This is a genomic window from Methylobacterium sp. CM6257 (assembly GCF_054611515.1).
In genome coordinates, this window is the sequence record NZ_CM137735.1 from 5,866,187 (window position 1) to 5,888,548 (window position 22,362).

A 22,362-nucleotide genomic window follows, 5' to 3' on the forward strand; every position below is an offset into this window, starting at 1 on the left:
AAGGGAGACCAGACAGCGTGACCAAAGCCGAAACCGCGAAGCTTCAGGATTATCTCCGCCGTAAGTTCGCGAACAACAACATTCGCCTGATGGCAATGAAGACCGGCGACTCCGCCGAGGTGTTCATCGGTGACGAGTCCATCGGCGTGATCGCCGACGACAAGGAGGACGGCGACGATTCCTTCGTCTTCCGGATGGCGATCCTGGACATCGACCTCGAGGAAGACACCTGAGGCACGCAGGTCCGACCGCTCCGTGCCGCGAGTCTGACTCCACCAGCGCGTGGCTGTGCACGGGTTAAGGCTAACCAAGGGTAGTGCTTAACATCCGGTAAACGGCGTGGCTAAAGTGCGCGCGACCTGTACAGGAGCGCGAATAATGGTTCTCACGCCCGCTGCCCTCGAATCGATCCGGACCCTGTGCATCGGCCTCGCGCTCTCCGGGCTGATCGCCAGCGCCTTCGAGCTGTTCGCGGCGCGGCGGGCGAGTTTCAGCCTGCTGGAGCGGGGCGGCCTGCCGGCCGTGGCGGCTCTGCCGATGCTGGCTTTCTCGGCGCCGTTCATCATCCTGCGCAACACCGTACGCGGCCGGAAGATCGAGGGCCGGCCGATGCCGTTCGTCATGCTGGCGACCGCCATCGCCTGCGGCTGGAGCCTGCTCTCGGGCCGTGTCGCCCTCGACCTCGCGGCGATGCTGGTCGGAGCCTGAACGGAGATTTCAGGGCTCGGCGGTCGCCACCTGGGCGGTGCCGTCCTTGCCCTCCAGGGAGACCCAGGCCGGCCCGTCCTGGCCGGCACGCTTGATGAAGCTGTAGCCGGTGCGTCGCCAAGGGCGGATCGCGTCGGTCTTGTTGTCGAGAATGAAGTCGCCGCGATCCGTGCGGACAGTCAGCACCGCATGGCCCTCGTTGGTCTCGTCGATCACCACGGTCATCAGCAGGGCGCGCCGCGGCAGGCCGCGCTCCACCAGCATCCGCCGCTTGAGCAGCTGATAATCCTCGCAGTCGCCGGACCCGTCATCCGGGAAGTCCCAGCGGTCGACGACGCCCCAATGAGCTTGGTCGGTGATCGGACGGATGCGGGCATTGACCCGGCGGTTGACGCTCTGCAGCGTCCGCCAGGTCGCCACGGTCAGCGGGATCGTGGCCGGCTCCGCCGTGTCGATGACGCATTCCTGGGGCGTCCGGGCGCAGAACTCCGTCCAGCCCGCAATGGGGCGCACCGGGCCGGTGGGCTCAGGGACGGCTCCCTCGTTCGGGAGGACGAGGCGCGCATGGGCGTGGGTGGTCGCCCCGCCCAGGGTCAGGATCGTACCCACGAGGGCGAAGCTCGCGATTTGGCGCGCCCGGCGCGCCGGTTCGGTCCAGCCTCGCCATTGCAGCGGGCCGAACACCTGACACGAGATACCGCCATCTGCGTGCCGCATGGTTGAAGTCCCCGCCGCCCGATGATGACGGAAGGGTGACACGTCGATTTGCGACGCACAATGGGTCGGGAGGGGCGAGCAAACGCGCCACGTCCCCTATCAGTTCCCTTTTAAGAGAGCGTTGCAGCCGCAGATCTCCCGCGAAATGCATGCGCTACGGGAATGCCCGCTCTGCAACGGCCCGGAAGGCCTTGATTCGGGCGAGCTTTGCCGGCTTGTCAAAGCGGCCCTTGCTTCAGATTCGCGAAGGGCCCAGCAGCGCCGCAAGAACCCGGCCAGTCCCGTGCAGGACTGGGACCGCAAGCCAGGAAAAGGGACACCTTGATGCAGCCCGCCATCCAGCAGGTGATCAGAGCGCTCGCCGAGGATGGCCGGGCCGGCGCAATCAACATCGCGGAGCACGCGGTGGATGCCTATCTGGCCGGCGCTCCGAGCGAGGGCGACAGGGCCCTGTCCCGGGACATCCTGGTCCGGGATCTCGCCAGCCTCCGCGGCATCGCCCCCCATCTGGCCGCCTTCATCGGCCGGGTGGAGGCGTATGTGGCCAGCCTCGCCCAGCCCTCGCTGAGCCGCGCGGCCTGATCGAACGCCGATCCGGCGCGCCCGGATCTTTTCGGGGATTGATGGGTCGCCGGTCGTGCCGGATTCGGTGCGGTCCCGGATGCGGGACGGCGCGCCCCGGTCCTGCGGGGCGCCCGATTGCGGCGTTCAGCGGTTTGCGGTTGTGACCGGGGAGGTGACGCCGCCCAGCGAGACCCAGGCGACCGCGTCCTGGCTCTCGCGCTTGATGAACACGTAGCCGGTCTTGTGCCAGGGCAGGATCGCGCTGGTCTTGTTGTCGAGGACCAGATCGCCCCGGTCGGTGAGCAGGGTCAGCACCGCGTGGCCCTCGCCCTTCTCGTCGATCACCACGGTCATGCGCATCGCCCGCCGCGGCAGGCCCGCCTCGGCCAGCAGGTGGCGCTTGAGCAGCTGGAAGTCCTCGCAATCGCCGATGCCGTCCTCGGCCAGGTCCCAGCGATCGGCCACGTGCAGGTGATCCTGGTCGGTCATCGGCTCGACCGCCTTGTTCACCCGCCGGTTCACCGACACGATCGCCGCCCAGGTGGCCGGCGTCAGGCTGATCCGCGCCGGCTCGGACCGGTCCAGCGCGCATTCGGCCGCGTAGCTCTGGCAGAACGTCACCCAGGCGGCGATCGGGCGGGCATCGCCCTGCACCTTCGCGCCCGCCTCGGTCGGAAGGCTCGCCAGCGTCTGAGCCTGCGCGGTAACGGCAAGGCCGAGGAATGCCGCCGCACCGGCCGCAACCGCCCGAACCGTTCTGAGAAGCCCCGCGCTCATCGCACCCGTCCCCTTTGTCGGAGCCAGGATTGCGCCGCAGAGCCTCCGTGGCGCTGAAGCGGATGGGTGCAATTTTATCGATTCGCCGGCCAGGGCCGGGTGACGCGCGACAGCGTCGACGGGAGGCTTGAAAAGCCGTGTAAATCAGGGGCTTCGGCTTCGGAAAACGGAAACCTTGAGCGTTCGTTCAAGGTTCGAGGAGCCTTTCGAGAGCGGCGCAGCCGCCATGCCGGCGAGGCTGATCCGCCATGGCGCACCCCGGCGGGCGGCGAGGGGTTGCCGCCGGAGCGCCGCTCACCCCGCCGTCTGGTCGAGCTTGCGCTCCGCCTCGGCCTTCAGCTCCGGAAAATCCGCCTGCGTGTAGGCCCGGCCGCGATGCGGGTCGTCGGTGACGCCCTCGTGCTCCAGGCGGCGCAGCTGCACCCGGCGGATCTTGCCCGAGATAGTCTTGGGCAGGTCGGCAACGAATTCGAGCCCCCGCAGGCGCTTGAACGTCGCCAGACGGGCGTTGGTGAAGCGGAAGATGTCGAGCGCCGTCTCCGGACCGGGCGAGGCGCCCGCCACCAGGGAGACATAGGCCTTCGGGATCGTGTGCCGCATCGGGTCGGGCACCGGAATCACCGCCGCCTCGGCCACCGCCGGATGCTCGATCAGGACGCTCTCCAGTTCGAACGGGCTGATGCGGTAGCCCGACGACTTGAACACGTCATCGGCGCGGCCGACGAAGGCATAGCAGCCCTCCCCGTCCACGAAAGCGACGTCGCCGGTGTGGTAGAGCGCCCCGTCCGCCCCGGACAGGTTGCCCTGGCCGTCGTCGTAGCCCTGCATCAGGCCGGCGGGCCGGTACGCCCCGAGTTCCAGGCAGACCTCGCCCTCCGACGCCGGCTGCCCGTCCAGGTCGAGGACGCGCACCCGGTAGCCCGGAAGCGGCCGCCCCAGAGCGCCTGGCACCACCGGCTGGCCCGGTGTGTTGGCCATCAGGGCCGTGGTCTCGGTCTGGCCGTAGCCGTCGCGGATCGTGAGGCCCCAGGCGCTCTTCACCCGCTCGATCACCTCGGGATTCAAGGGCTCACCCGCGGCGCAGACCTCCCGGAGCGCCAGTGTCCGGCCGGTCAGATCCTCTTGGATGATCATCCGCCAGACGGTCGGCGGCGCGCAGAGCGTGGTAGCGCCGGTGCGCTCCAGCTGGGCAAGCAGAGCTGCGGCGTTGAACGGCGCTTGGTTGATCACCAGGATCGTGGCGCCCGCATTCCAGGGAGCGAAGAACGACGACCACGCGTGCTTCGCCCAGCCCGGGGAGGAGACGTTGCAGTGGACGTCCCCGGGCTGGAGCCCGAGCCAGTACATGGTCGAGAGTGCCCCCACCGGGTAGGACCGGTGGCTGTGGCGCACGAGCTTCGGCTTCGCCGTCGTGCCGGAGGTGAAATAGAGGAGCAGCGGGTCGTCGGCCCCGGTCGGCCCGTCGGGCGCGAAGGTCTCGGGCGCGGCGAAGCCGTCCTCGTAGGCCGACCAGCCCTCCGTCGCGGGCGCGGTGACGAGGCGGATGGCGCCGCCCGTGTCAAGGCCCGCGAAGCGGGCGATCTGCTCCGGCCCGGCCACGATGGCGCGCGGGCGCCCGCGGGCGAGGCGGTCGGAGAGCTCGTCGGCGGTGAGCAAGGTGGTCGCCGGGATGACGACGGCCCCGAGCTTCATCGCCGCCAGCATGGTCTCCCACAGGGCCGGGACGTTGCCCAGCAGCAGGAGCAGGTGGTCGCCGCGCTTCAGGCCGAGCCGCCGCAGGTGGTTGGCGACGCGGTTGGAGCGCGCGGCGAGCTGCCCGAACGTGAAGCTCTGCTCGGCGCCGCTGCCCGCCTCGACGATCCGGAGCGCGGCGCGGTCGCGGCTCTCGGGACCCGCGAGCACCGCGTCGAACCAGTCGAGCGCCCAGTTGAACGGCACCGGATCCGGCCACGCGAAGGCCGCGACGGCGGCGGCGTAATCGGTGCGGTGGGCCAGCAGAAGGTCGCGGGCCTCCCGGAAGCTCGGCATGATTGTTTCCCGTCGTTTGTCGTCTGCGTCCCGCCCCTGTCCGTCCCCTTCCCCGGAAGGGAATGGCTGCGGTCAGGTGTTCTCGAACCGCGGCGGCCGCTTCTCCACGAAGGCGGCCATGCCCTCCTTCTGGTCCTTGGTGGCGAACATCGCGTGGAAGACCCGCCGCTCGAAGCGGATGCCCTCGGCGAGGGTGGTCTCGTAGGAGCGGTTGACCGCCTCCTTGGTCATCATGGCGATCGGCAGCGACATCGACGCGATCGTCTCGGCGGCCTTCATCGCCTCGTCGAGGAGTTGGTCGGCGGCGATCACCCGCGAGACGAGGCCGGCGCGCTCGGCTTCGGCCGCGTCCATCATCCGGCCGGTCAGGCACATCTCCATGGCCTTCGCCTTGCCGACGAACCGGGTGAGCCGCTGGCTGCCGCCGATCCCCGGCATGACGCCGAGCTTGATCTCGGGCTGGCCGAACTGCGCCGTGTCGGCGGCCAGGATGATGTCGCACATCATTGCAAGCTCGCAGCCGCCGCCCAGCGCGTAGCCCGCGACCGCGGCGATGATCGGCTTGCGCACGGCCGTGAACCGGTCCCAGTCGGCGAATCGGTCGCCGCCATACATCTCGGCATAGGTGGCGTGCTGCATCTCCTTGATGTCAGCGCCGGCCGCAAAGGCCTTTGCCGAGCCGGTGAGGACGATGCAGCCGATCGCCGGATCGGCATCCGCCGCGGTCGCCGCACGGATTACCTCGCGGGTGAGCTGCGCGTTGATGGCGTTGAGCGCCTTCGGGCGGTTCAGGGTGATGAGCAGGACGCGCCCGCGCGTCTCCGTCAGGATCGTCTCGTACGCGTCGGTCACGACTCGCCTCCGTGCCCCCGGAGCATACGGATGATCGCGGAAAAGTCCTCTCCCCCGTGACCGGCGCTCTCGAACAGCCCGTAGATCTGTGCAGCCTCCGCACCGAGCGGCGTCGCGGCGCCCGTCGCGAGGGCGGCAGCTTGAGCGAGCCGGAGGTCCTTGAGCATCAGAGCGGCGGCGAAGCCCGGCTTGTAGCCGGAATTGGCCGGCGAGGTCGGCACCGGGCCGGGCACCGGGCAGTAGGTGGTCAACGACCAGCACTGGCCCGAGGAGACCGAGGCCACGTCGTAGAGCGACTGGTGCGACAGGCCGAGCTTCTCGCCCAGCGCGAAGGCCTCGCTGACGCCGATCATCGAGATGCCGAGGATCATGTTGTTGCAGATCTTGGCTGCCTGTCCCGCCCCGGCCGCGCCGCAATGGAACACGTTCTTGCCCATCGCCTTCAGGAGCGGCTCGGCCTTCGCGAAGGCCGCCTCGGCGCCGCCGGCCATGAAGGTCAGCGTCCCGGCCCTGGCGCCGCCGGTCCCGCCGGAAACCGGCGCGTCGATCGACAGGCAGCCTCGCGCCTCGGCGAGACCGTGGGCCTTGCGGGCGCTCTCGACGTCTACCGTGGAAGAATCGATCATCAGCGTGCCGGCGGGCAGCGCGGCCGCGAGTTGCGTCCAGACCTCCACCACGTGCCGCCCGGCGGGCAGCATGGTGATCACGACTTCGGCTCCCTCGACCGCCTCCAGGGCCGAGCCCGCCACCGCGATCCCCTCGGCGCGGGCGGCTTCGAGCGAGGCCGGCACCAGATCGAACCCGCGCACGGTGTGGCCGGCCCGCACGAGATTGGCCGCCATCGGCCCGCCCATATTGCCGAGACCGATGAACCCGATGGTCTGCGCCATCCCACTCCTCCCGTTGTCTTCTCTCGTCCGTCCCACCCGCGCCCTCATCCTGAGGTGCGAATGGACAAAGACGGCGCCTCCTCAGACCGCCGCCGTCCGCGACACCGGAAAAACCGGCGCCGCCCGCTTCTCGAGCCAGCGGGCGATCCGGGCGGGATCGACCGCCGCGAGGGTCGGCGGGTTCCAGCGCGGGCTCTTGTCCTTGTCGATCACCGCGGCGCGGATGCCCTCGCGGAAATCGCCCTCCGCCAGGAGCGCCAGAGAGGCGTGGAACTCCCGCTCAAGGCAGGCCTCCAGGTTCGGTGCACCGCGGCCGAGGCGCAGCAGGCAGAGGGTGAGGACGAGGCTCGACGGGGCCTTGGTCAGCAGCGTCTTCCGGGTCGTAGCCGCGAAATCCGAGCCGTCCGCGTCGAGGGCGGACAGGATCTCGTCCACCATGTCGAAGGCGAAGCAGCGGTCGATGAATGCCCGGTGGGCCGCCAGTGGCGCCGGGCCCGGGTCCCTGGCGAGGCGCGTGATCACGTCCCGCACGCCCTCGTCCTCTGCATCCGGGTCGAGAGCCGAGAGCGCGGCGATCATATCGGGCAGCGCCGCGGCCGGCACGAACGCGTCGGCCAGCTTACACAGGATCGCGTCGGCGGCACCGACCGGCTCGCCGGTCAGCCCGAGATAGGTGCCGATCTCGCCGGGCGCGTGGGGCAGCAGCCAGGTTCCGCCGACATCGGGCAGGTAGCCGATCCCGGTCTCCGGCATGGCGATGCGCGACCGCTCGGTGACAACCCGGTAGGCCGCGTGGCCCGCGAGGCCGACGCCGCCGCCCATGGTGATGCCGTCCATCACCGCCACGAAGGGCTTCTCGTAGCCGGCGACGCGTGCATCGAGGCGGTACTCGTCCCGCCAGAAGGTCTCGGCGAAGGCGGTGCCCTGGCTTTCGTACAGGCTCCGGAGGTCGCCACCCGCACACAGCCCGCGCTCGCCCTCGCCGGTCAGCAGCACCGCCGCGATGCCGGGGTCTGCGGAGAATTTATCGAGGGCCTTGTCGATCTCCCGCACCATGCCGTGGGTCAGCGCGTTCAGGGCCTTCGGCCGGTCGAGGCGCAGGCGCCCCAGGGCACCGGTCCGCTCGACGATCACGTCCGTCATCGGCGCCCCCCCGTCAGCGCGCGGGCGATGATCAGCCGCATGATCTCGTTCGTCCCTTCGAGGATCTGATGCACGCGCAGGTCGCGGACGATCTTTTCCACCCCGTACTCGGCGAGGTAACCGTAGCCGCCATGCAGTTGCAGAGCCTGGTTCGCCACCTCGAAGGCCGCGTCCGTGACGTGGCGCTTGGCCATGGCGCAGAGCTGCGTGGCGGCGGGATCCTGGGCGTCGAGCGCGGACGCCGCGTGGCGCAGGAAAGTGCGCGACACTTCGAGGCTCGTGGCCATGTCGGCGAGCCGGAACTGCAGCGCCTGGAAGTCGGTGAGGCGGGCCCCAAAGGCGCGCCGGTCACCCATGTAGGCCAACGCCTTGTCGAGGGCTGCCTGCGCCCCGCCGAGCGAGCAGGCGGCGATGTTAAGGCGTCCGCCGTCGAGGCCGCTCATGGCGATCCGGAAGCCCTGGCCCTCCGCGCCCAGGCGGTTGGCCACCGGCACGCGGCATCCGTCGAAGCGCACGGCGCGGGTCGGCTGGGCATTCCAGCCCATCTTGCGCTCGTCGGCCCCGAAGGAGAGGCCGGGCGTGCCCTTCTCCACCACCAAGGCCGAGATGCCCGCGGGGCCGGCCTCGCCGGTGCGCACCATGCAGATGTAAAGGTCGCTGGCGCCGGCGCCCGAGATGAACTGCTTCTCGCCGGTTAGCACGTAATGGTCGCCGTCCCGCTCGGCGCGGGTGCGCAGGGCCGCAGCGTCGGAGCCTGAGCCGGGCTCCGTGAGACAGTAGCTGGCGATCCGCTCCATCCCCATCAGGGACGGGAGCCAGCGCTGGCGTTGATCGGCGTCGCCGTAGGCGTCGATCATCCAGGCGCACATGTTGTGAATCGACAGGAACGCCGCCACGGTCGGGCAACCGGTGCTGAGCGCCTCGAAGATCAGCGTCGCGTCGAGGCGCGTGAGGCCCGAGCCGCCGACATCCTCGCGGACGTAGATGCCGGCCATGCCGAGCGCGGCCGCCGCCCGCAGGGTCTCGATGGGAAACGTCTTGTCCCGGTCCCAGTCGAGGGCGTGGGGTGCGACGTGCTCGGCCGCGAAGCCGAGGGCCATCTCACGGATCGCGGTCCGGTCCTCGTCGAGCCCGAAACGCATGGGCCTGCCCTCCGATTCATCGCCGAACCTGGCGCCGTTCGCTCCTCCCAGACTGGCGCGGTGCACACGCGGTCTGCCCGAGGCGCGACGGCCCCCTCTCCCGAACGGGAGAGGGGGCCCGCGCTTCACTGTAACGCTGTCGCGGTCTAACGCATCGTCGGGATCGAGAACTCCGCCCCGCTCTTGATGCCGCTCGGCCAGCGCTGCGTCACGGTCTTGGTCTTGGTGTAGAAGCGGATTGAGTCCGGCCCGTGCTGGTTCAGGTCGCCGAAGCCGGAGCGCTTCCAGCCGCCGAAGGTGTGGTAGGCGATCGGAACCGGGATCGGCACGTTGACGCCGACCATGCCGACATTGACCCGCGACGTGAAGTCCCGCGCCGCGTCGCCGTCCTGGGTGAAGATCGCGACGCCGTTGCCGTACTGGTGGGTCGAGGGCAGCGCCAGCGCCTCCTCGTAATCCCTGGCCCGGACCACCGAGAGCACCGGCCCGAAGATCTCGTCCTTGTAGATCGTCATGTCGGGCGTCACGCGGTCGAACAGCGAGCCGCCCATGTAGAAGCCGTTCTCGTAGCCCTGAAGCTTGAAGCCGCGGCCGTCGACCGCGAGGTGGGCACCCTCGGCCACGCCCTTGTCGATGTAGCTCTTCACGCGCTCCACCGCCTCGGCGGTCACCAGCGGGCCGTAATCGGCCGAGCCGTCATGCGACGGGCCGATCTTGAGCGACTCGACCCGCGGGATCAGCCGCTCCATCAGGCGGTCGGCGGTGTTCTCGCCCACCGGCACCGCCACCGAGATCGCCATGCAGCGCTCGCCGGCCGAGCCGTAGCCGGCGCCGATCAGGGCATCGACCGCCTGGCCCATATCGGCGTCCGGCATGATGATCATGTGGTTCTTGGCGCCGCCGAAGCACTGGGCGCGCTTCCCCGTCTCGGCGGCGCGCACGTAGATGTACTCGGCGATGTGCGAGGAGCCGACGAAGCCCACCGCCGCGATATCCTGATCGTCGAGGATCGCGTCGACGGCCTCCTTGTCGCCGTTGACGACGTTGAGGATACCCGGCGGCAGGCCCGCCTCCAGAAAGATCTCGGCGATGCGGATCGGCACGCTCGGGTCGCGCTCGGACGGCTTCAGGATGAAGGCGTTGCCGCAGGCGATGGCCGGGGCGCATTTCCACAGCGGGATCATGGCCGGGAAGTTGAACGGCGTGATGCCGGCGACCACGCCCAGCGGCTGACGCAGGGAGTAGACGTCGATGCCCGGCCCCGCTCCTTCTGTGTACTCGCCCTTGAGCAGGTGCGGGATGCCGCAGGCGAACTCCACCACCTCGACGCCGCGCTGGATGTCGCCCTTGGCGTCCGGCACGGTCTTGCCGTGCTCGGAGGCGAGCAACTCGGCGAGCGAATCGTTCTCGGCGCGGATGAGCTCCAGGAAGCGCATCATCACCCGGGCGCGCTTCTGCGGATTGGTCGCCGCCCAGGCCGGCTGGGCTGCCTTGGCATTCTCCACCGCGGCGCGCAGTTCGGCCTTGCTGGCCAGCGCGACCTTGGCCTGAACCTCGCCGGTGGAGGGGTGGTACACGTCGGCGAATCGCCCGCTCTCGCCGCCGACGTTCCGTCCGCCGATGAAATGCCCGATCGTGCGCATGCGCGCCTCCCTGTCGTGTGCCGTTTGATTTTGGCGCACCCTATCAGGATCGCTTGAGCGATAAAGCCGGACGCGCTTACAGCCGTTGTGCATCGATGCACAGCGGGAGTGCGAGCATGGCCAGGAGCGGTCCGAACTGGGACGACCTCCGCTTCTTCCTCGCGGTGGCGCGGACCGGGACCCTGAGCGCCGCCGGGGCGCGCACCGGGACCGAGCACACCACCGTCGGGCGGCGGATCCGAGCCCTGGAAGAGGGGCTCGGCGCCCGCCTGTTCCACAGGAGCAACCTCGGCTACGCGCTCACCGAGGACGGGGCGAACCTGCTCGGCGTCGCTGAGACGATGGAGAGCGCGTTCCTCTCGGCGAGCGCCGTCACCGAGGCGGGCGCCCAAACCGTGTCAGGTACGGTGCGGATCGGCGCGCCGGATGGGTTCGGGAGCGTCTTCCTCGCCCCCCGGATGCACCGGCTCACCGCCCGACATCCGGGGCTGGAAGTCGAGATCATGGCCACAGCCCGGATCTTCAGCCTGTCGAAGCGCGAGGCCGACATTGTGATCGGCCTGTCCGGCCCGCAGCAGGCGCGGGTGGTGGCGCGCCGGCTCACCGATTACCGGCTGTTCGTCTATGGGGCTCGCTCCTATCTCGCCGGGGCAGCGCCGGTCGCCGACATCGCGGATTTCTCGAACCATCCCTTCGTCGGCTACATCGAGGACATGCTGTTCACCCACGAGCTGAACTACCTCGGCGCGTTGGGCCCCACGATAGCGGCGCGGCTGCGCTCCACGAACCTCCTCGCCCAGGTCTACGCGACCCTGGCCGGAGCGGGCCTGTGCATCCTCCCGGCCTTCATTGCGGCGGCCCATCCCGGCCTGGTGCCGGTTCTGCCCGAAGCGGTCTCGCTGACGCGCTCGTTCCACATGCACATCCACGAGGACCACCGGAAAGCCGCCCATATCCGCGCCGTGGCGGGGTTCATCGCCGCAGAGGTGAAGGCGTCCGGTGCGCTGTTCGCGGGGCCGGCGGTGTAAGCGTCGGCGGTTTCGCCGTGCAGCCGCACGGCCTAAGATCGGGCGGTCCCGGCAGACCAGGAACGGCACCGGGTGGAGGAACACGCCATGGTCGCCTCGATCGCCCTGCCCCGGCTGATGCGCGTCGGCGCCGGAGCCTCACGGCTCCTGCCGGAGGTGCTCGGCCAGCTCGGCCTGTCGCGCCCCTTCGTGGTCACCGACCCCTACCTCGCCGGCAGCGGCCGCACCGAGACGCTGCTCGAACGGCTGACCAACGCGGGCGCCCGTGCGACGATCTTTGCCGACACCGTACCGGATCCGACCGTGGCCTCCGTCGAGGCGGCCCTCGCGGCGCTCCAGGCGGGCGATTTCGACTGCGTGGTCGGCTTCGGCGGCGGCAGCCCGATGGATACCGCCAAGGCGGTGGCGGTGCTCGCCCGCCACGGCGGCCACATGCGCGACTACAAGGCGCCGCGCCAGCAGGACGAGCCCGGCCTGCCGATCGTGGCGATCCCGACCACCGCCGGCACCGGCTCGGAGGCGACCCGCTTCACCATTGTCACGGACGAAGCCGCCGATGAGAAGATGCTGTGCATCGGGCTGGCCTACCTGCCGGTTGCGGCGCTCGTCGACTACGAGTTGACGCTCACCAAGCCCAAGCGGCTCACCGCCGATACCGGCATCGACGCGCTCACCCACGCCATCGAGGCCTATGTCTCGCGTAAGTCCAACCTGTTCTCGGACGGGCTGGCGCTCCAGGCGATGAAGCTGATCGCCCCGAACCTGCGAAGGGTCTGGACCGATCCCGGCGACCGGGCGGCGCGCGAGGCGATGATGCTCGGCGCGACGCAGGCGGGCATCGCCTTCTCGAATGCCTCCGTGGCGCTGGTGCACGGCATGAGCCGGCCGATCGGCGCGCATTTCCATGTGGCGCACGGACTCTCGAACGCGATGCTGCTGCCGGCGGTCACGGCCTTCTCGGCGCCGGCCGCCATCGATCGCTACGCCGCCTGCGCCCGCGCCATGATGATCGCCGGCCCAGAGACCGACGACCGGTCCGCGGTGTCGGCCCTGGTATCGGAACTCGAGGCGCTGAACGACGATCTCGATGTGCCCGGCCCCCGGGAATACGGGATCGACCCGGCCCGCTGGGAGGCCCTGCTCCCCACCATGGCGGCCCAAGCGCTCGCCTCCGGCTCCCCGGCCAACAACCCGGTGGAGCCCACCGCCGACGAGATCGTGGCGCTCTACCGCCGCGTCTGGGCAGGGTAAGCCAAGCGTCGGGGCGGAGGCTCGGGACCGCCGCCATCTTTGCGCGCGCAGCGCAGCAACCCGGCAGCGTCACACCTTTCGATGTCGCGCTACCCTGGGTCGCCGCGCTGCGCGCGATGACGAGAAGGCTCGTGTGAGCCCTACTTCGCCGCCGCCGTCAGCGGGCAGCCGCTCTCGGCCGGGGACGCGAAGGCCTCCTTGCCGGGGATGGTCGAGATCAGCCGGTAGAGGTCCCACTCGCCCTTCGACTCAGCGGGCTTCTTGACCTCGAACAGGTACATTTCGTGCACCATGAGGCCGTCGGGCTGCACGACCCCGCCATGGGCGAAGACGTCGTCCACCGGCAGCGCCTTGAGCTTGGCGTTGACCGCGTCGGTCTCGTCGGTGCCCGCGGCCTTGACGGCCTTCAGGTAGGACAGGACCGCCGAGTAGGTGCCGGCCTGGATCATGTTGGGCATCCGGCCGGTGCGCTTCATGTAGCGCTGGCCGAAGGCCCGGGTCTCGTCGTTGGCGTCCCAGTACCAGCCCTCGGTGAGCGTCAGGCCCTGCGCCACCTTGAGGCCGAGCCCGTGCACCTCTGAGAGGGTGAACAGCAGCGCCGCGAGCTTCTGGCCGCCCTCGACGATGCCGTACTCGGCCGCCTGCTTGATCGCGTTCGAGGTGTCGAGGCCGGCATTGGCGAGCCCGATCACCTTGGCCTTCGAGCCCTGCGCCTGGAGCAGGAACGACGAGAAGTCCTGGGTCGAGAGCGGGTGCCGGACGCTGCCCACCACCTTGCCGCCATTGGCTTCCACCACCCGGCTCGTATCGGCCTCCAGCGCCGAGCCGAAGGCGTAGTCGGCCGTGAGGAAGAACCACGTTTTTCCGCCCGCCCGGGTCAGCGCGCCACCGGTGCCGACGGCCAGCGCCCGCGTGTCGAAGGCCCAGTGGTAACCGTAGGGCGTGCAGGCCTTGCCGGTGAGGTCGCTGGTCGCCGCCCCGGTGGTGATGGTGATCTTCTTTTTCTCCTTCGACAGGCCCTGGACCGCCAGCGCCACCGAGGAGGTGGTCAGCTCCATGATCGCGTCGACGCCGTCGCGGTCGTACCATTGCCGGGCGATCGCCGAGGCGATGTCGGGCTTGTTCTGGTGGTCAGCCGAGAGGATCTCGATCGGCACGCTGCCGATCTTGCCGCCCATATCCTCCACCGCCATCCGGGCGGCCTCGACCGAGCCCTGGCCGCCGTACTCGGCGTAGAGGCCCGACTGGTCGTTGAGAATGCCGATGCGCACCGCGTCGCCCGAGAAGGCGCCCGCAGCACCGCCTTGTGCGGCAGCCGGCGCGGAGCCGAGCGCCGTCCCCGCAAGGGCGGCCGCCAGCACCGCGCCGCCGATTGTCCTGATCATGTCTCCCCCCGGGTTTGTCCGAGTATCCGCTTCTCGGGCGGTTGCGGAGGCAGGATAGATCACGAACGGGTGATGCGCCACGGCCAAGGTCGGTCGGATGCTGAAGGATTTCGCAGATTGTGACGCATGCTCGGGAAGCGACCCGTTTCCGGATCGGCCGCGAGAGGCGAGGTTAGAATAGCTTAACCATAATTACACGAATGCCCGCGCAGGTTCCGCTCATGGACGGCAACTCGGCCGTCTCTGGCGCGTGTCCAAGCGATGAAACCAGCCCGTTTCGCCGTCCTCGGCATCGCCCTCGCGGCGGGCAGCGGGGCGGCCTTCCTGATGAGCGGCGGCGATCCGCCTCCGCCGCCTCCGCCGCCGAAGGCCGAGGCGCCGCCGGCGCCGATGACCGATGTGCTCGTGGCCGCCACCGACATGCCCATGGGCCAGGTGCTGCGGGCCGCGGACCTGCGCTGGCAGCCCTGGCCAGACGGCGCCGTGGCTGCGGGCTACATGACCCGCAAGAGCAATCCGAAGGCTCTGGACGAGACCGTAGGCGCCTCGGTCCGCTCGGGATTTCTCGCGGGCGAGCCCATCCGTGCGCAGAAGCTCGTGCGCCCGGAGAGCGGATTCATGGCGGCGATCCTGCCGCCCGGGATGCGCGCGGTCGCTATCGTCACCGACAGCCGCGGCACCAACTCGGCCGGCGGCTTCATCCTGCCCAATGACCGCGTCGACGTGATCCGAACGTTCCGCGACGACGCCAACTCGCGGGCCAACAACAGCGACGTCCAGCTCTCCCAGACGATCCTGACCGATATCCGCGTCCTGGCGATCGGTCAGCTGATCCAGGAGAAGAACGGCACCAACGTCGTCACCGGCGAGACCGCGACCCTCGCGGTCACGCCCGCCCAGGCCGAGACCCTGGCGCTCGCCCAGAAGGTGGGCGCCCTCTCCCTGTCGCTGCGCAGCCTCGCGGATGCGGGGCAGTCGCCCGAAACCTTGCCGCAGGCCGAAGCGCCCCAGGCGCAGATGCCCGAACCCGCCCTGACCGTAGTGCGCTTCGGCGTCGCGCGGCAGCAGACGCCGTGATCGCCATGACCGCCCCGCTGCCCCACGCCCGCCTGGCCCGCCGCCCGGCGGCCTGCGCCCTCGCCCTGGTGGCCGCCCTGAATGGGCCGGCTTTCGCGCAGGATCGCCCGACGCTCGGGCCCGCACCGATGCTCACGGTCGGCTCCGCGGAGGCCGCCTCGACCCGCCGGGTCGAGCTGACCGCCGGCCGCTCCGTGATCATCGACCTGCCGCGGGACGCCAAGGAGGTCTTCGTCGCCAATCCGGCGGTGGCCAACGCCGTGGTCCGCTCGACCCGCAAGGTGTTCGTGATCGGCATGGCCGACGGCGCGACCTCGATCTTCATCATGGATGCCGAAGGCCGCCAGATCGCCGCCCTCGACGTGACGGTGGCCCGGGATCTGAACCTCGGGACGCTGCGCGAACTGCTCAACCAGAGCATCCCGGGTGGGCGGTTCGACGTGCGCTCGTCCGGTGCCTCGGTGCTGCTGTCGGGTTCGGTGAACTCCTCGGCCGATGCCCAGCAGGCGATCGACATCGCCAACGCCTTCGTCGGGCTCGGGAGCGCGGGCGCCGCCTCGGGGGCGCCGAGCGGCGGCGTTGCGGCCGGCGCGCGGGGCGCGGTGATCAACAACCTCACGATCCGCAACAAGGACCAGGTGATGCTCCGCGTCACCGTGGTGGAGGTGTCCCGCAGCGTGCTGAAGCAGTTCGGGATCAACATGACCGGCAACTGGACGGCGCTGAACCCCCTCGGTTCCGCGACCTCGCCCGCGCTGAGCAACAACCTGCCGTTCCCGATCAACACGAATTTCCCCAACGGCAACCAGCTCCAGGCCTCCGTGAAGGCGGGAGGCTTCTCGCTGCAGGCGACCCTGAAGGCCTTCGAGCAGGCGGGCGTCTCGCGCATCCTGGCCGAGCCGACGCTCACCGCCATCTCCGGAGAGGCGGCGAAGTTCCTGGCCGGCGGCGAGTTCCCGGTGCCGTCCTCGGCCTCGTGCGCGGTCGGCGGCCTGTGCACCCCCGGGATCACCTACAAGCCCTACGGCGTCGCCCTGTCGTTCACCCCCGTGGTGCTGGCCGACAACCGGATCTCCATCCGCGTCGCCACGGACGTGACGGAGATCGATCCGCAGCAGAGCTTCAACTACGTCGTCGGCAACAACACGGTCGCGGTGCCGGGAACCCGGGTGCGCCGCTCCGAGACAACCGTCGAGCTGCCCTCGGGCGGCGTGATGATGACCGCCGGCCTGATCCAGCAGGTGAACAAGCAGGCGATCAGCGGCCTGCCCGGCCTGATCAACCTGCCGGTCCTCGGCGCCCTGTTCCGCTCCCGGGACTATCAGCGCCAAGAGACCGAGCTGATGATCATGTGCACCCCTTACATCGCCCGGGCGATGGAGCCGAAGCAGGCGAGCCGGCCGGACGACAACTTCGTCGATTCCACCGACGGGCAGGCCGTGCTGCTCGGCCAGATCAACCGTCTCTACGGCACGGTCGGCGCGGCCCCGCTCGCGCGCACGTATCGCGGTCGCGTCGGCTTCATCGTCGAGTAGCGCCCCGCGTGGCCGCCCCGCCTCGCTCCAGGATCGGACCCATGACCGGACCTCACCCGCCCGCCTTGCCCCGCCGCGCCAGGAATCTGCTAGCCGCCTGTGCGCTCGGCGCCCTGGCGACCGCCTGCAAGGGCGACCCCGCCACCACCGGGGGGATCGACGTGACGGATTACCGCGCGCGGCACCCGATCGTGCTGGCCGATGGCACACGAAGCCTCGACGTGTTCCCCACAGGGATCGGCCATCTCGACCCACGCCAGACCGCCGATGTCGATGCCTTCATGCTGGAATACCGCCGCTATGGCCGGGGCGTCCTCCTGATGGAAGTACCCAGGGGCGTGCCGCCGAGTCAGGCGGCGGCCTTGGCGCGGACGGAGGCGGCGCTGGGCCAGCGCGGCATCCGGAACGGCGTGGGTGCCCGCGAGATCGCGGTGACCGGCTACGGCGTGACGGCGCCGAGCCTCGCCGCGCCGATCCGTCTGAGCTTCCAGCGCATGCAGGCCAAGGTGGCCGACCAGTGCGGCCTTTGGCCCCAGGACCTCGGGACCAGCAGCTTCGCCTTCGATTACAGCAACCGGCCGAGCTGGAACCTGGGCTGCGCCATGCAGGCCAATGTGGCCGCCCAGGTCGCGGATCCGGTCGACCTCGTGCGCGGCCGGCCCGAGGGCCGCATCGATACGGTCAAACGGGTGCGGGACATCGGCCAGTTGCGGGATGGCAAGGATCCGTCAACCACATGGCGGCAAGATGGTCAGACAGCCGTCAAGTCCCAGGTCGGCAACTAGAACCGCCTCGTCCCGGCCCCAACGCCGCGACCCGAACGCGAACCCGAAAGCGCCGTCATGGCAGACCTGTCCGAGACAACCGAGCGCACGATCGCCCCGGTGCCCCGGATCACCATCCAGGCGTTCTGCGAGACCAGCGAGACCGCCGCGATGATCGAGGGCGCCGCCCTCGACCGGCGCATGCACAAGGCGCAGGTCAAGGTCCGGATGGGCGGCGGCGCCGCCGCGATCGAGGCTTACCGCCACGCGCCGACGCCCAACGTCATCGTCATCGAGACGCAAGGGGTGCGCTCGAAGCCGATCGAGTGCCTCGACGCCCTGGCGGAGGTCTGCGACGAGGGCACCCGGGTCTTGGTGATCGGCCACCTCAACGATGTGACGCTCTATCGGCAGCTGATCCAGCGCGGGGTGTCCGACTACCTGATGGCGCCGGTGGAGCCGCTGACCCTGATCGCGGCGATCTCCGACCTGTTCACGGCGCCGGGCGTGAAGCCGGTGGGGCGCACGGTGGCGGTCTACGGTGTGAAGGGCGGTATCGGTGCCTCGACGGTGGCGCACAACTTTGCGTGGTCGGTGGCCCGAAGCCAGGGCGTCCAGACGGTCATCGCCGATCTCGACATCGCCTTCGGCACGGCCTCGCTCAACTTCAATCAGGATCCGCCACAGGGCATCGCCGAGGCGGTCTTCGCCCCCGAGCGTCTCGACTCGGCCCTGGTCGAGCGGCTGCTGTCCAAGTGCAGCGACAACCTGAGCCTGCTCTCGGCGCCGGCGAGCCTCGACCGGACCATCGACCTGTCGGAGCCGGCCTTCGACGCGCTGATCGAGTATCTGCGGGCAAGCGTGCCCTGCGTGGTTCTCGATATTCCGCACCAGTGGACCGCGTGGTCGAAGCGCGTCCTCGCGGCGGCCGACGAGATCCTGATCGTGGCGGGTCCCGACCTCGCCTGCCTGCGCAACACCAAGAACCTGCTCGGCGCGCTCAAGCACGGGCGCCCGAACGACCAGCCGCCCCGCATCCTGCTGAACGGGATCGGCGTTCCGAAGCGACCCGAGATCGGGACCACCGAGTTCTCCAAGGCCCTGGAGGCTCCGATCGCCCTCACCATCCCGTTCGAGCCGACCCTGTTCGGCACCGCCGCCAACAACGGCCAGATGATCGCCGAGATCCAGGCGGGATCGAAGGTGGCGGAGCTGTTCAACGATCTGGCGGCGGTGACCCTGGGGCGTCCGGAGAACCGCCGCGGACGCCCGAGCCTGCTGGAGCCGCTGCTCGCCAAGCTCGCCGGCCGCAAGGGTTCGTGATGCGGGCGGGGAGCACCGCCCGGAAGCTTCCGCAGGACAGCGCCCAGGATCTGGCCCATGTTCGGTAGGCGACAGTCCGGAACCGCGTCGGCGCCCCCGCCGCCGGTCCCGCAGCCGCGGGCGGCGACGCCGGCCGCCCCGATCGCGCGCGACTCCGCGGCTCCGGCCAAGCGCCCGGAACCAACCACCCCGGTGATCGTCAAGACCGCGCGCTCCGAGGACTATTACCGCACGAAGAGCCTGATCTTCGGGGCGCTGATCGAGGCGATCGACCTCACGCAGCTCTCGCGCCTCGACGCCGAGACCGCGCGCGAGGAGATCCGCGACATCGTCACGGAGATCATCGGGCTCAAGAACATCGTCCTGTCGATCGCCGAGCAGGAGGAGCTGCTCGACGACATCTGCAACGACGTGCTGGGCTACGGCCCGCTGGAGCCGCTGCTCGCCCGCGACGACATCGCCGACATCATGGTCAACGGCGCCAACCGGACCTTCATCGAGGTTGGCGGCAAGATCCAGCTGACCAGCGTGCGGTTTCGCGACAACCAGCAGCTGATGAACATCTGCCAGCGGATCGTCAGCCAGGTGGGCCGGCGCGTCGATGACGCCTCGCCGATCTGCGACGCGCGCCTGCCCGACGGCTCCCGCGTCAACGTGATCGCGCCACCGCTCGCCATCGACGGCCCGGCGCTCACCATCCGCAAGTTCAAGAAGGACAAGCTGACCCTGGAGCAGCTCGTGCGCTTCGGGGCAATCTCGCCGGAAGGGGCCGAGGTCCTGAAGATCATCGGCCAGTCGCGCTGCAACGTGGTGATCTCCGGCGGCACCGGCTCCGGCAAGACGACGCTGCTCAACTGCCTCACCGCCTTCATCGAGCACGACGAGCGGGTCATCACCTGCGAGGACGCGGCCGAGCTTCAGCTCCAGCAGCCCCACGTGGTCCGCCTGGAGACGCGCCCCCCCAACATGGAGGGCCAGGGCCAGGTCACCATGCGCGACCTCGTCAAGAACTGCCTGCGTATGCGTCCGGAGCGGATCATCGTGGGCGAGGTGCGCGGACCCGAGGCCTTCGACCTGCTTCAGGCGATGAACACCGGCCACGACGGCTCGATGGGGACGCTCCACGCCAACAGCCCGCGCGAGTGCCTGTCGCGTATCGAGTCGATGATCTCGATGGGCGGCTTCTCGCTGCCCTCGAAGACCCTGCGCGAGATGATCTGCGGCTCGATCGACGTGGTGATCCAGGCCATGCGCCTGCGCGACGGCTCGCGACGCATCACCCATATCACCGAGGTGCTCGGGATGGAGGGCGAGGTCATCACCACGCAGGACATCTTCCTTTACGACATCATCGGCGAGGACGCGAACGGCAAGCTCGTCGGGCGCCACCGGTCGACCGGCGTCGGCCGGCCGAAATTCTGGGAGCGCGCCCGCTATTACGGCCTGGAGCGCAAGCTCGGCGAGGCGCTCGACGCCGCCGAAGTGGTCGACAGGGCCTGACCTGATGCCGGACCTGCCCGTCCCCGTCTCGAGCGCCTCCAACCTGCCGATCGCCGCAGGCCTCGTCGGCATCGCCGTGGCGGCTGTGGCCTACGTGGCAATCCTGCCGCTTCTCGGCGGCGAGCGCCGGGCGAACAAGCGCCTGAAGTCGCTCGGCGTCTCCGCCTCGGGGGCGGCGGTGCGGGGCGTGACGGTCAACCGGCGCGAGCAGGTCGCCAAGACGCTGAGCGAGATCGAGGCGAAGGCCAAGGGCGCCTCCAAGGCGACCCTTGACCTGAAGCTGGCCCGCGCCGGCCTCGCCTGGACGAAGAAGACCTTCTACATGGTCTCGGCCGGCAGCGCCCTGATCCTCGCGCTCCTGCTCTTCATGATCACCGACAGCCCGATTGCGGCCCTGGGAGCCGCCTTCGCGGGGGGCTTCGGCGTGCCGGCCTGGCTGCTGCGCCACCTGCGGCTCCGGCGGATTGCGAAGTTCAACAAGGAACTTCCCAACGCCGTGGACGTGGTCGTGCGCGGCATCCGGACGGGTATCCCGGTGGGCGATTGCTTCCGCATGGTCTCGCGGGAGGCCGAGGAGCCGGTGCGCAGCGAGTTCAAGACCGTGGTGGAGACCCAGGCGCTGGGCCTGTCGCTCGGCGAGGCGGTCATTCGCCTGTTCGAGCGCGTCCCCACCGCCGAGGTGAACTTCTTCGCCATCGTGATCAACATCCAGCAGCAATCGGGCGGCAACCTGTCGGAGGCGCTGAACAACCTCTCCACGGTGCTGCGCGATCGCGCCAAGATGCGCGGCAAGGTTCAGGCGATGAGCATGGAGGCCAAGGCCTCGGCCTCGATCATCGCCTGCCTGCCCTTCGCGGTGGCGGGCATCACCACCCTGACGAGCCCCGACTACATCTCGCTGCTCTGGACGACCGATACCGGCAAGGTCGCGCTGGTGGGTGCGGCGATCTGGATGTCAATCGGCATCTTCACCATCAAGAAGATGATCGCCTTCGAGTTCTGAGGCTCGGTGCGCCTCTCGCCGGATCCCGCCCCCATGATCGACGTCATCGCGGAAAAGCTCTTCGATCCCCGCTTCATGGGCACGCTGCTGACTGCCGTCGCGGCGGCCGCGACCGCCTTCGCGGTGGCGCAGCCCTTCCTTGAGACCGACAGGCTTGCCAAGCGGATGAAGCTCGTCAGCGACGAGCGCGAGCAGATCCGGCGACGGGAGCGGCAACAGTTGGACCGCACGGTCAGCCGGGCCACGCTGCGCGTCGAGCCCAAGGCCTACATGAAGTCGATCGTCGAGCGGTACCAGCTGCGCCGCTGGCTCGGCACCGACACGGCCAAGCGCAAGCTGATGATGGCAGGCTACCGTGGCCAGGGCGCGGAGACGGCGTTCCTGTTCTTTCGCCTCGTCGTGCCGGTGGCCTGCGTGATCGCCGCTGTGTTCTATCTGTTCGTGCTGGAGGCCGTCGACGCCTCCTACCTGATGCGGTTCGGCCTGGTGATCGGGGCGGCCTACGGGGGCATCAAGGCGCCGGAGCTGTTCTTGGTCAACACCGCCAAGAAGCGGCAGACGGAGATCCGGAAGGCCTGGCCGGACGCGCTCGACCTCACGCTGATCTGCGTCGAATCCGGCATGGCGATCGAGAACGCCTTCCGGAAGGTGAGCACGGAGATCGCCACCTCCTCGGTGGTGCTGGCCGAGGAACTCGCCCTGATGACCGCGGAGATGTCGTTCCTGCCCGACCGACGGCAGGCCTACGAGAATCTCGTGATGCGGACCGGGCTCGAGCCTGTGAAGTCCGTGGCGACGGCCCTGATCCAGGCCGAGCGCTACGGCACCCCGGTGGGCCAGGCGCTGCGCGTGCTGAGCCAGGAGAGCCGCGACCAGCGCATGAACGAGGCCGAGAAGAAGGCGGCAGGCCTGCCGCCCAAGCTTACGGTGCCGATGATCCTGTTCTTCCTGCCGGTGCTGTTCGTCGTCATCATCACCCCGGCCGTCATCCAAATCATGCGGACGCAGTGACCACCGTGGCGGCCCGGGTGA

The 22,362-nt window shown here is 69.5% G+C and carries 21 protein-coding genes; 12 read left to right on the forward strand and 9 right to left on the reverse strand.

What is annotated here, in order from left to right; genetic code table 11:
• The first annotated feature begins 17 nt into the window (after positions 1-17).
• Positions 18-233: a DUF3126 family protein gene (locus ACYCO6_RS28545; RefSeq protein WP_459765635.1), complete on the forward strand. Its 216-nt coding sequence runs from the start codon at positions 18-20 to the stop codon at positions 231-233.
• 145 nt (positions 234-378) lie between these two features.
• Positions 379-708: a DUF6949 family protein gene (locus ACYCO6_RS28550; protein ID WP_459765637.1), complete on the forward strand. Its 330-nt coding sequence runs from the start codon at positions 379-381 to the stop codon at positions 706-708.
• Positions 709-717: 9 nt separating this feature from the next.
• On the opposite strand, the gene ACYCO6_RS28555 is transcribed toward ACYCO6_RS28550, so the two are convergent.
• On the reverse strand, positions 718-1,425 hold the full coding sequence (locus ACYCO6_RS28555; RefSeq protein WP_459765639.1) for a transglutaminase-like cysteine peptidase: 708 nt from the start codon (positions 1,423-1,425) through the stop codon (positions 718-720).
• A 324-nt stretch (positions 1,426-1,749) separates the two neighbouring features.
• On the opposite strand from ACYCO6_RS28555, the gene ACYCO6_RS28560 reads away from it, so the two are divergent.
• Positions 1,750-2,007, forward strand: a complete 258-nt coding sequence (locus ACYCO6_RS28560) for a hypothetical protein (protein WP_459765641.1) — start codon at positions 1,750-1,752, stop codon at positions 2,005-2,007.
• A gap of 126 nt (positions 2,008-2,133) precedes the next feature.
• Here ACYCO6_RS28560 and ACYCO6_RS28565 read toward each other — a convergent pair whose 3' ends face one another.
• The 7 genes from ACYCO6_RS28565 to ACYCO6_RS28595 all read right to left on the reverse strand — a co-directional run bounded on the left by ACYCO6_RS28565 (position 2,134) and on the right by ACYCO6_RS28595 (position 10,464).
• Positions 2,134-2,766, reverse strand: coding sequence for a transglutaminase-like cysteine peptidase (locus tag ACYCO6_RS28565; protein ID WP_459765643.1), 633 nt, complete (start codon positions 2,764-2,766; stop codon positions 2,134-2,136).
• A gap of 294 nt (positions 2,767-3,060) precedes the next feature.
• A complete protein-coding gene (locus tag ACYCO6_RS28570; RefSeq protein ID WP_459765645.1) occupies positions 3,061-4,794 on the reverse strand; it encodes an AMP-binding protein in 1,734 nt (577 codons plus the stop codon).
• Between the two features lie 72 nt (positions 4,795-4,866).
• On the reverse strand, positions 4,867-5,646 hold the full coding sequence (locus ACYCO6_RS28575; protein ID WP_459765647.1) for an enoyl-CoA hydratase: 780 nt from the start codon (positions 5,644-5,646) through the stop codon (positions 4,867-4,869).
• Positions 5,643-6,536 (reverse strand): 3-hydroxyisobutyrate dehydrogenase, encoded by an 894-nt coding sequence (mmsB, locus tag ACYCO6_RS28580; protein WP_459765649.1) that lies wholly within the window; start codon positions 6,534-6,536, stop codon positions 5,643-5,645. The genes ACYCO6_RS28575 and mmsB overlap by 4 nt, the downstream gene beginning before the upstream one ends.
• 81 nt (positions 6,537-6,617) lie before the next feature.
• A complete protein-coding gene (locus ACYCO6_RS28585) occupies positions 6,618-7,679 on the reverse strand; it encodes an enoyl-CoA hydratase/isomerase family protein (protein ID WP_459765651.1) in 1,062 nt (353 codons plus the stop codon).
• Entirely contained in the window at positions 7,676-8,821 is a 1,146-nt protein-coding gene (locus ACYCO6_RS28590; RefSeq protein WP_459765652.1) for an isobutyryl-CoA dehydrogenase, read from the reverse strand. Before ACYCO6_RS28590 ends, ACYCO6_RS28585 begins: the two co-directional genes overlap by 4 nt.
• Positions 8,822-8,967: 146 nt before the next feature.
• Entirely contained in the window at positions 8,968-10,464 is a 1,497-nt protein-coding gene (locus tag ACYCO6_RS28595; RefSeq protein WP_459765653.1) for a CoA-acylating methylmalonate-semialdehyde dehydrogenase, read from the reverse strand.
• 116 nt (positions 10,465-10,580) lie between these two features.
• Here ACYCO6_RS28595 and ACYCO6_RS28600 point away from each other — a divergent pair, with 116 nt between their 5' ends.
• Entirely contained in the window at positions 10,581-11,492 is a 912-nt protein-coding gene (locus ACYCO6_RS28600) for a LysR family transcriptional regulator (RefSeq protein WP_459765654.1), read from the forward strand.
• An 87-nt stretch (positions 11,493-11,579) separates the two neighbouring features.
• On the forward strand, positions 11,580-12,743 hold the full coding sequence (locus ACYCO6_RS28605; protein WP_459765656.1) for an iron-containing alcohol dehydrogenase: 1,164 nt from the start codon (positions 11,580-11,582) through the stop codon (positions 12,741-12,743).
• A 140-nt stretch (positions 12,744-12,883) separates the two neighbouring features.
• Here the strand turns inward: ACYCO6_RS28605 and ACYCO6_RS28610 are convergent, their stop codons facing one another.
• Complete coding sequence (locus ACYCO6_RS28610; RefSeq protein ID WP_459765658.1) at positions 12,884-14,128, reverse strand: ABC transporter substrate-binding protein; 1,245 nt, start codon at positions 14,126-14,128, stop codon at positions 12,884-12,886.
• 261 nt (positions 14,129-14,389) lie between these two features.
• On the opposite strand from ACYCO6_RS28610, the gene cpaB reads away from it, so the two are divergent.
• The 7 genes from cpaB to ACYCO6_RS28645 are packed head-to-tail and all read left to right on the forward strand — an operon-like array spanning position 14,390 to position 22,341.
• Entirely contained in the window at positions 14,390-15,205 is an 816-nt protein-coding gene (cpaB, locus tag ACYCO6_RS28615) for a Flp pilus assembly protein CpaB (protein ID WP_459765660.1), read from the forward strand.
• Between the two features lie 5 nt (positions 15,206-15,210).
• Entirely contained in the window at positions 15,211-16,740 is a 1,530-nt protein-coding gene (locus ACYCO6_RS28620; protein WP_459765662.1) for a type II and III secretion system protein family protein, read from the forward strand.
• A 41-nt stretch (positions 16,741-16,781) separates the two neighbouring features.
• Entirely contained in the window at positions 16,782-17,525 is a 744-nt protein-coding gene (locus ACYCO6_RS28625; protein ID WP_459765664.1) for a CpaD family pilus assembly protein, read from the forward strand.
• Between the two features lie 57 nt (positions 17,526-17,582).
• Positions 17,583-18,827 (forward strand): AAA family ATPase, encoded by a 1,245-nt coding sequence (locus tag ACYCO6_RS28630; protein WP_459765666.1) that lies wholly within the window; start codon positions 17,583-17,585, stop codon positions 18,825-18,827.
• A 57-nt stretch (positions 18,828-18,884) separates the two neighbouring features.
• A complete protein-coding gene (locus ACYCO6_RS28635) occupies positions 18,885-20,327 on the forward strand; it encodes a CpaF family protein (protein ID WP_459765668.1) in 1,443 nt (480 codons plus the stop codon).
• Between the two features lie 4 nt (positions 20,328-20,331).
• Positions 20,332-21,330 (forward strand): type II secretion system F family protein, encoded by a 999-nt coding sequence (locus ACYCO6_RS28640; protein ID WP_459765670.1) that lies wholly within the window; start codon positions 20,332-20,334, stop codon positions 21,328-21,330.
• 33 nt (positions 21,331-21,363) lie between these two features.
• Positions 21,364-22,341, forward strand: a complete 978-nt coding sequence (locus tag ACYCO6_RS28645; protein ID WP_459765672.1) for a type II secretion system F family protein — start codon at positions 21,364-21,366, stop codon at positions 22,339-22,341.
• The last annotated feature ends 21 nt before the right edge of the window (positions 22,342-22,362 follow it).

Bases quoted from the DNA above. Each gene is read 5' to 3' on its own strand.
- ACYCO6_RS28630 (WP_459765666.1), top strand. From the start codon at position 17,583: ATGGCAGACCTGTCCGAGACAACCGAGCGCACGATCGCCCCGGTGCCC.
- ACYCO6_RS28550 (WP_459765637.1), top strand. From the start codon at position 379: ATGGTTCTCACGCCCGCTGCCCTCGAATCGATCCGGACCCTGTGCATC.
- ACYCO6_RS28605 (WP_459765656.1), top strand. From the start codon at position 11,580: ATGGTCGCCTCGATCGCCCTGCCCCGGCTGATGCGCGTCGGCGCCGGA.
- ACYCO6_RS28640 (WP_459765670.1), top strand. From the start codon at position 20,332: ATGCCGGACCTGCCCGTCCCCGTCTCGAGCGCCTCCAACCTGCCGATC.
- ACYCO6_RS28560 (WP_459765641.1), top strand. From the start codon at position 1,750: ATGCAGCCCGCCATCCAGCAGGTGATCAGAGCGCTCGCCGAGGATGGC.
- ACYCO6_RS28625 (WP_459765664.1), top strand. From the start codon at position 16,782: ATGACCGGACCTCACCCGCCCGCCTTGCCCCGCCGCGCCAGGAATCTG.
- ACYCO6_RS28555 (WP_459765639.1), bottom strand. From the start codon at position 1,425: ATGCGGCACGCAGATGGCGGTATCTCGTGTCAGGTGTTCGGCCCGCTG.
- mmsB (WP_459765649.1), bottom strand. From the start codon at position 6,536: ATGGCGCAGACCATCGGGTTCATCGGTCTCGGCAATATGGGCGGGCCG.
- ACYCO6_RS28565 (WP_459765643.1), bottom strand. From the start codon at position 2,766: ATGAGCGCGGGGCTTCTCAGAACGGTTCGGGCGGTTGCGGCCGGTGCG.
- ACYCO6_RS28610 (WP_459765658.1), bottom strand. From the start codon at position 14,128: ATGATCAGGACAATCGGCGGCGCGGTGCTGGCGGCCGCCCTTGCGGGG.
- ACYCO6_RS28620 (WP_459765662.1), top strand. From the start codon at position 15,211: ATGACCGCCCCGCTGCCCCACGCCCGCCTGGCCCGCCGCCCGGCGGCC.
- ACYCO6_RS28635 (WP_459765668.1), top strand. From the start codon at position 18,885: ATGTTCGGTAGGCGACAGTCCGGAACCGCGTCGGCGCCCCCGCCGCCG.
- cpaB (WP_459765660.1), top strand. From the start codon at position 14,390: ATGAAACCAGCCCGTTTCGCCGTCCTCGGCATCGCCCTCGCGGCGGGC.
- ACYCO6_RS28590 (WP_459765652.1), bottom strand. From the start codon at position 8,821: ATGCGTTTCGGGCTCGACGAGGACCGGACCGCGATCCGTGAGATGGCC.
- ACYCO6_RS28585 (WP_459765651.1), bottom strand. From the start codon at position 7,679: ATGACGGACGTGATCGTCGAGCGGACCGGTGCCCTGGGGCGCCTGCGC.
- ACYCO6_RS28600 (WP_459765654.1), top strand. From the start codon at position 10,581: ATGGCCAGGAGCGGTCCGAACTGGGACGACCTCCGCTTCTTCCTCGCG.
- ACYCO6_RS28595 (WP_459765653.1), bottom strand. From the start codon at position 10,464: ATGCGCACGATCGGGCATTTCATCGGCGGACGGAACGTCGGCGGCGAG.
- ACYCO6_RS28645 (WP_459765672.1), top strand. From the start codon at position 21,364: ATGATCGACGTCATCGCGGAAAAGCTCTTCGATCCCCGCTTCATGGGC.
- ACYCO6_RS28570 (WP_459765645.1), bottom strand. From the start codon at position 4,794: ATGCCGAGCTTCCGGGAGGCCCGCGACCTTCTGCTGGCCCACCGCACC.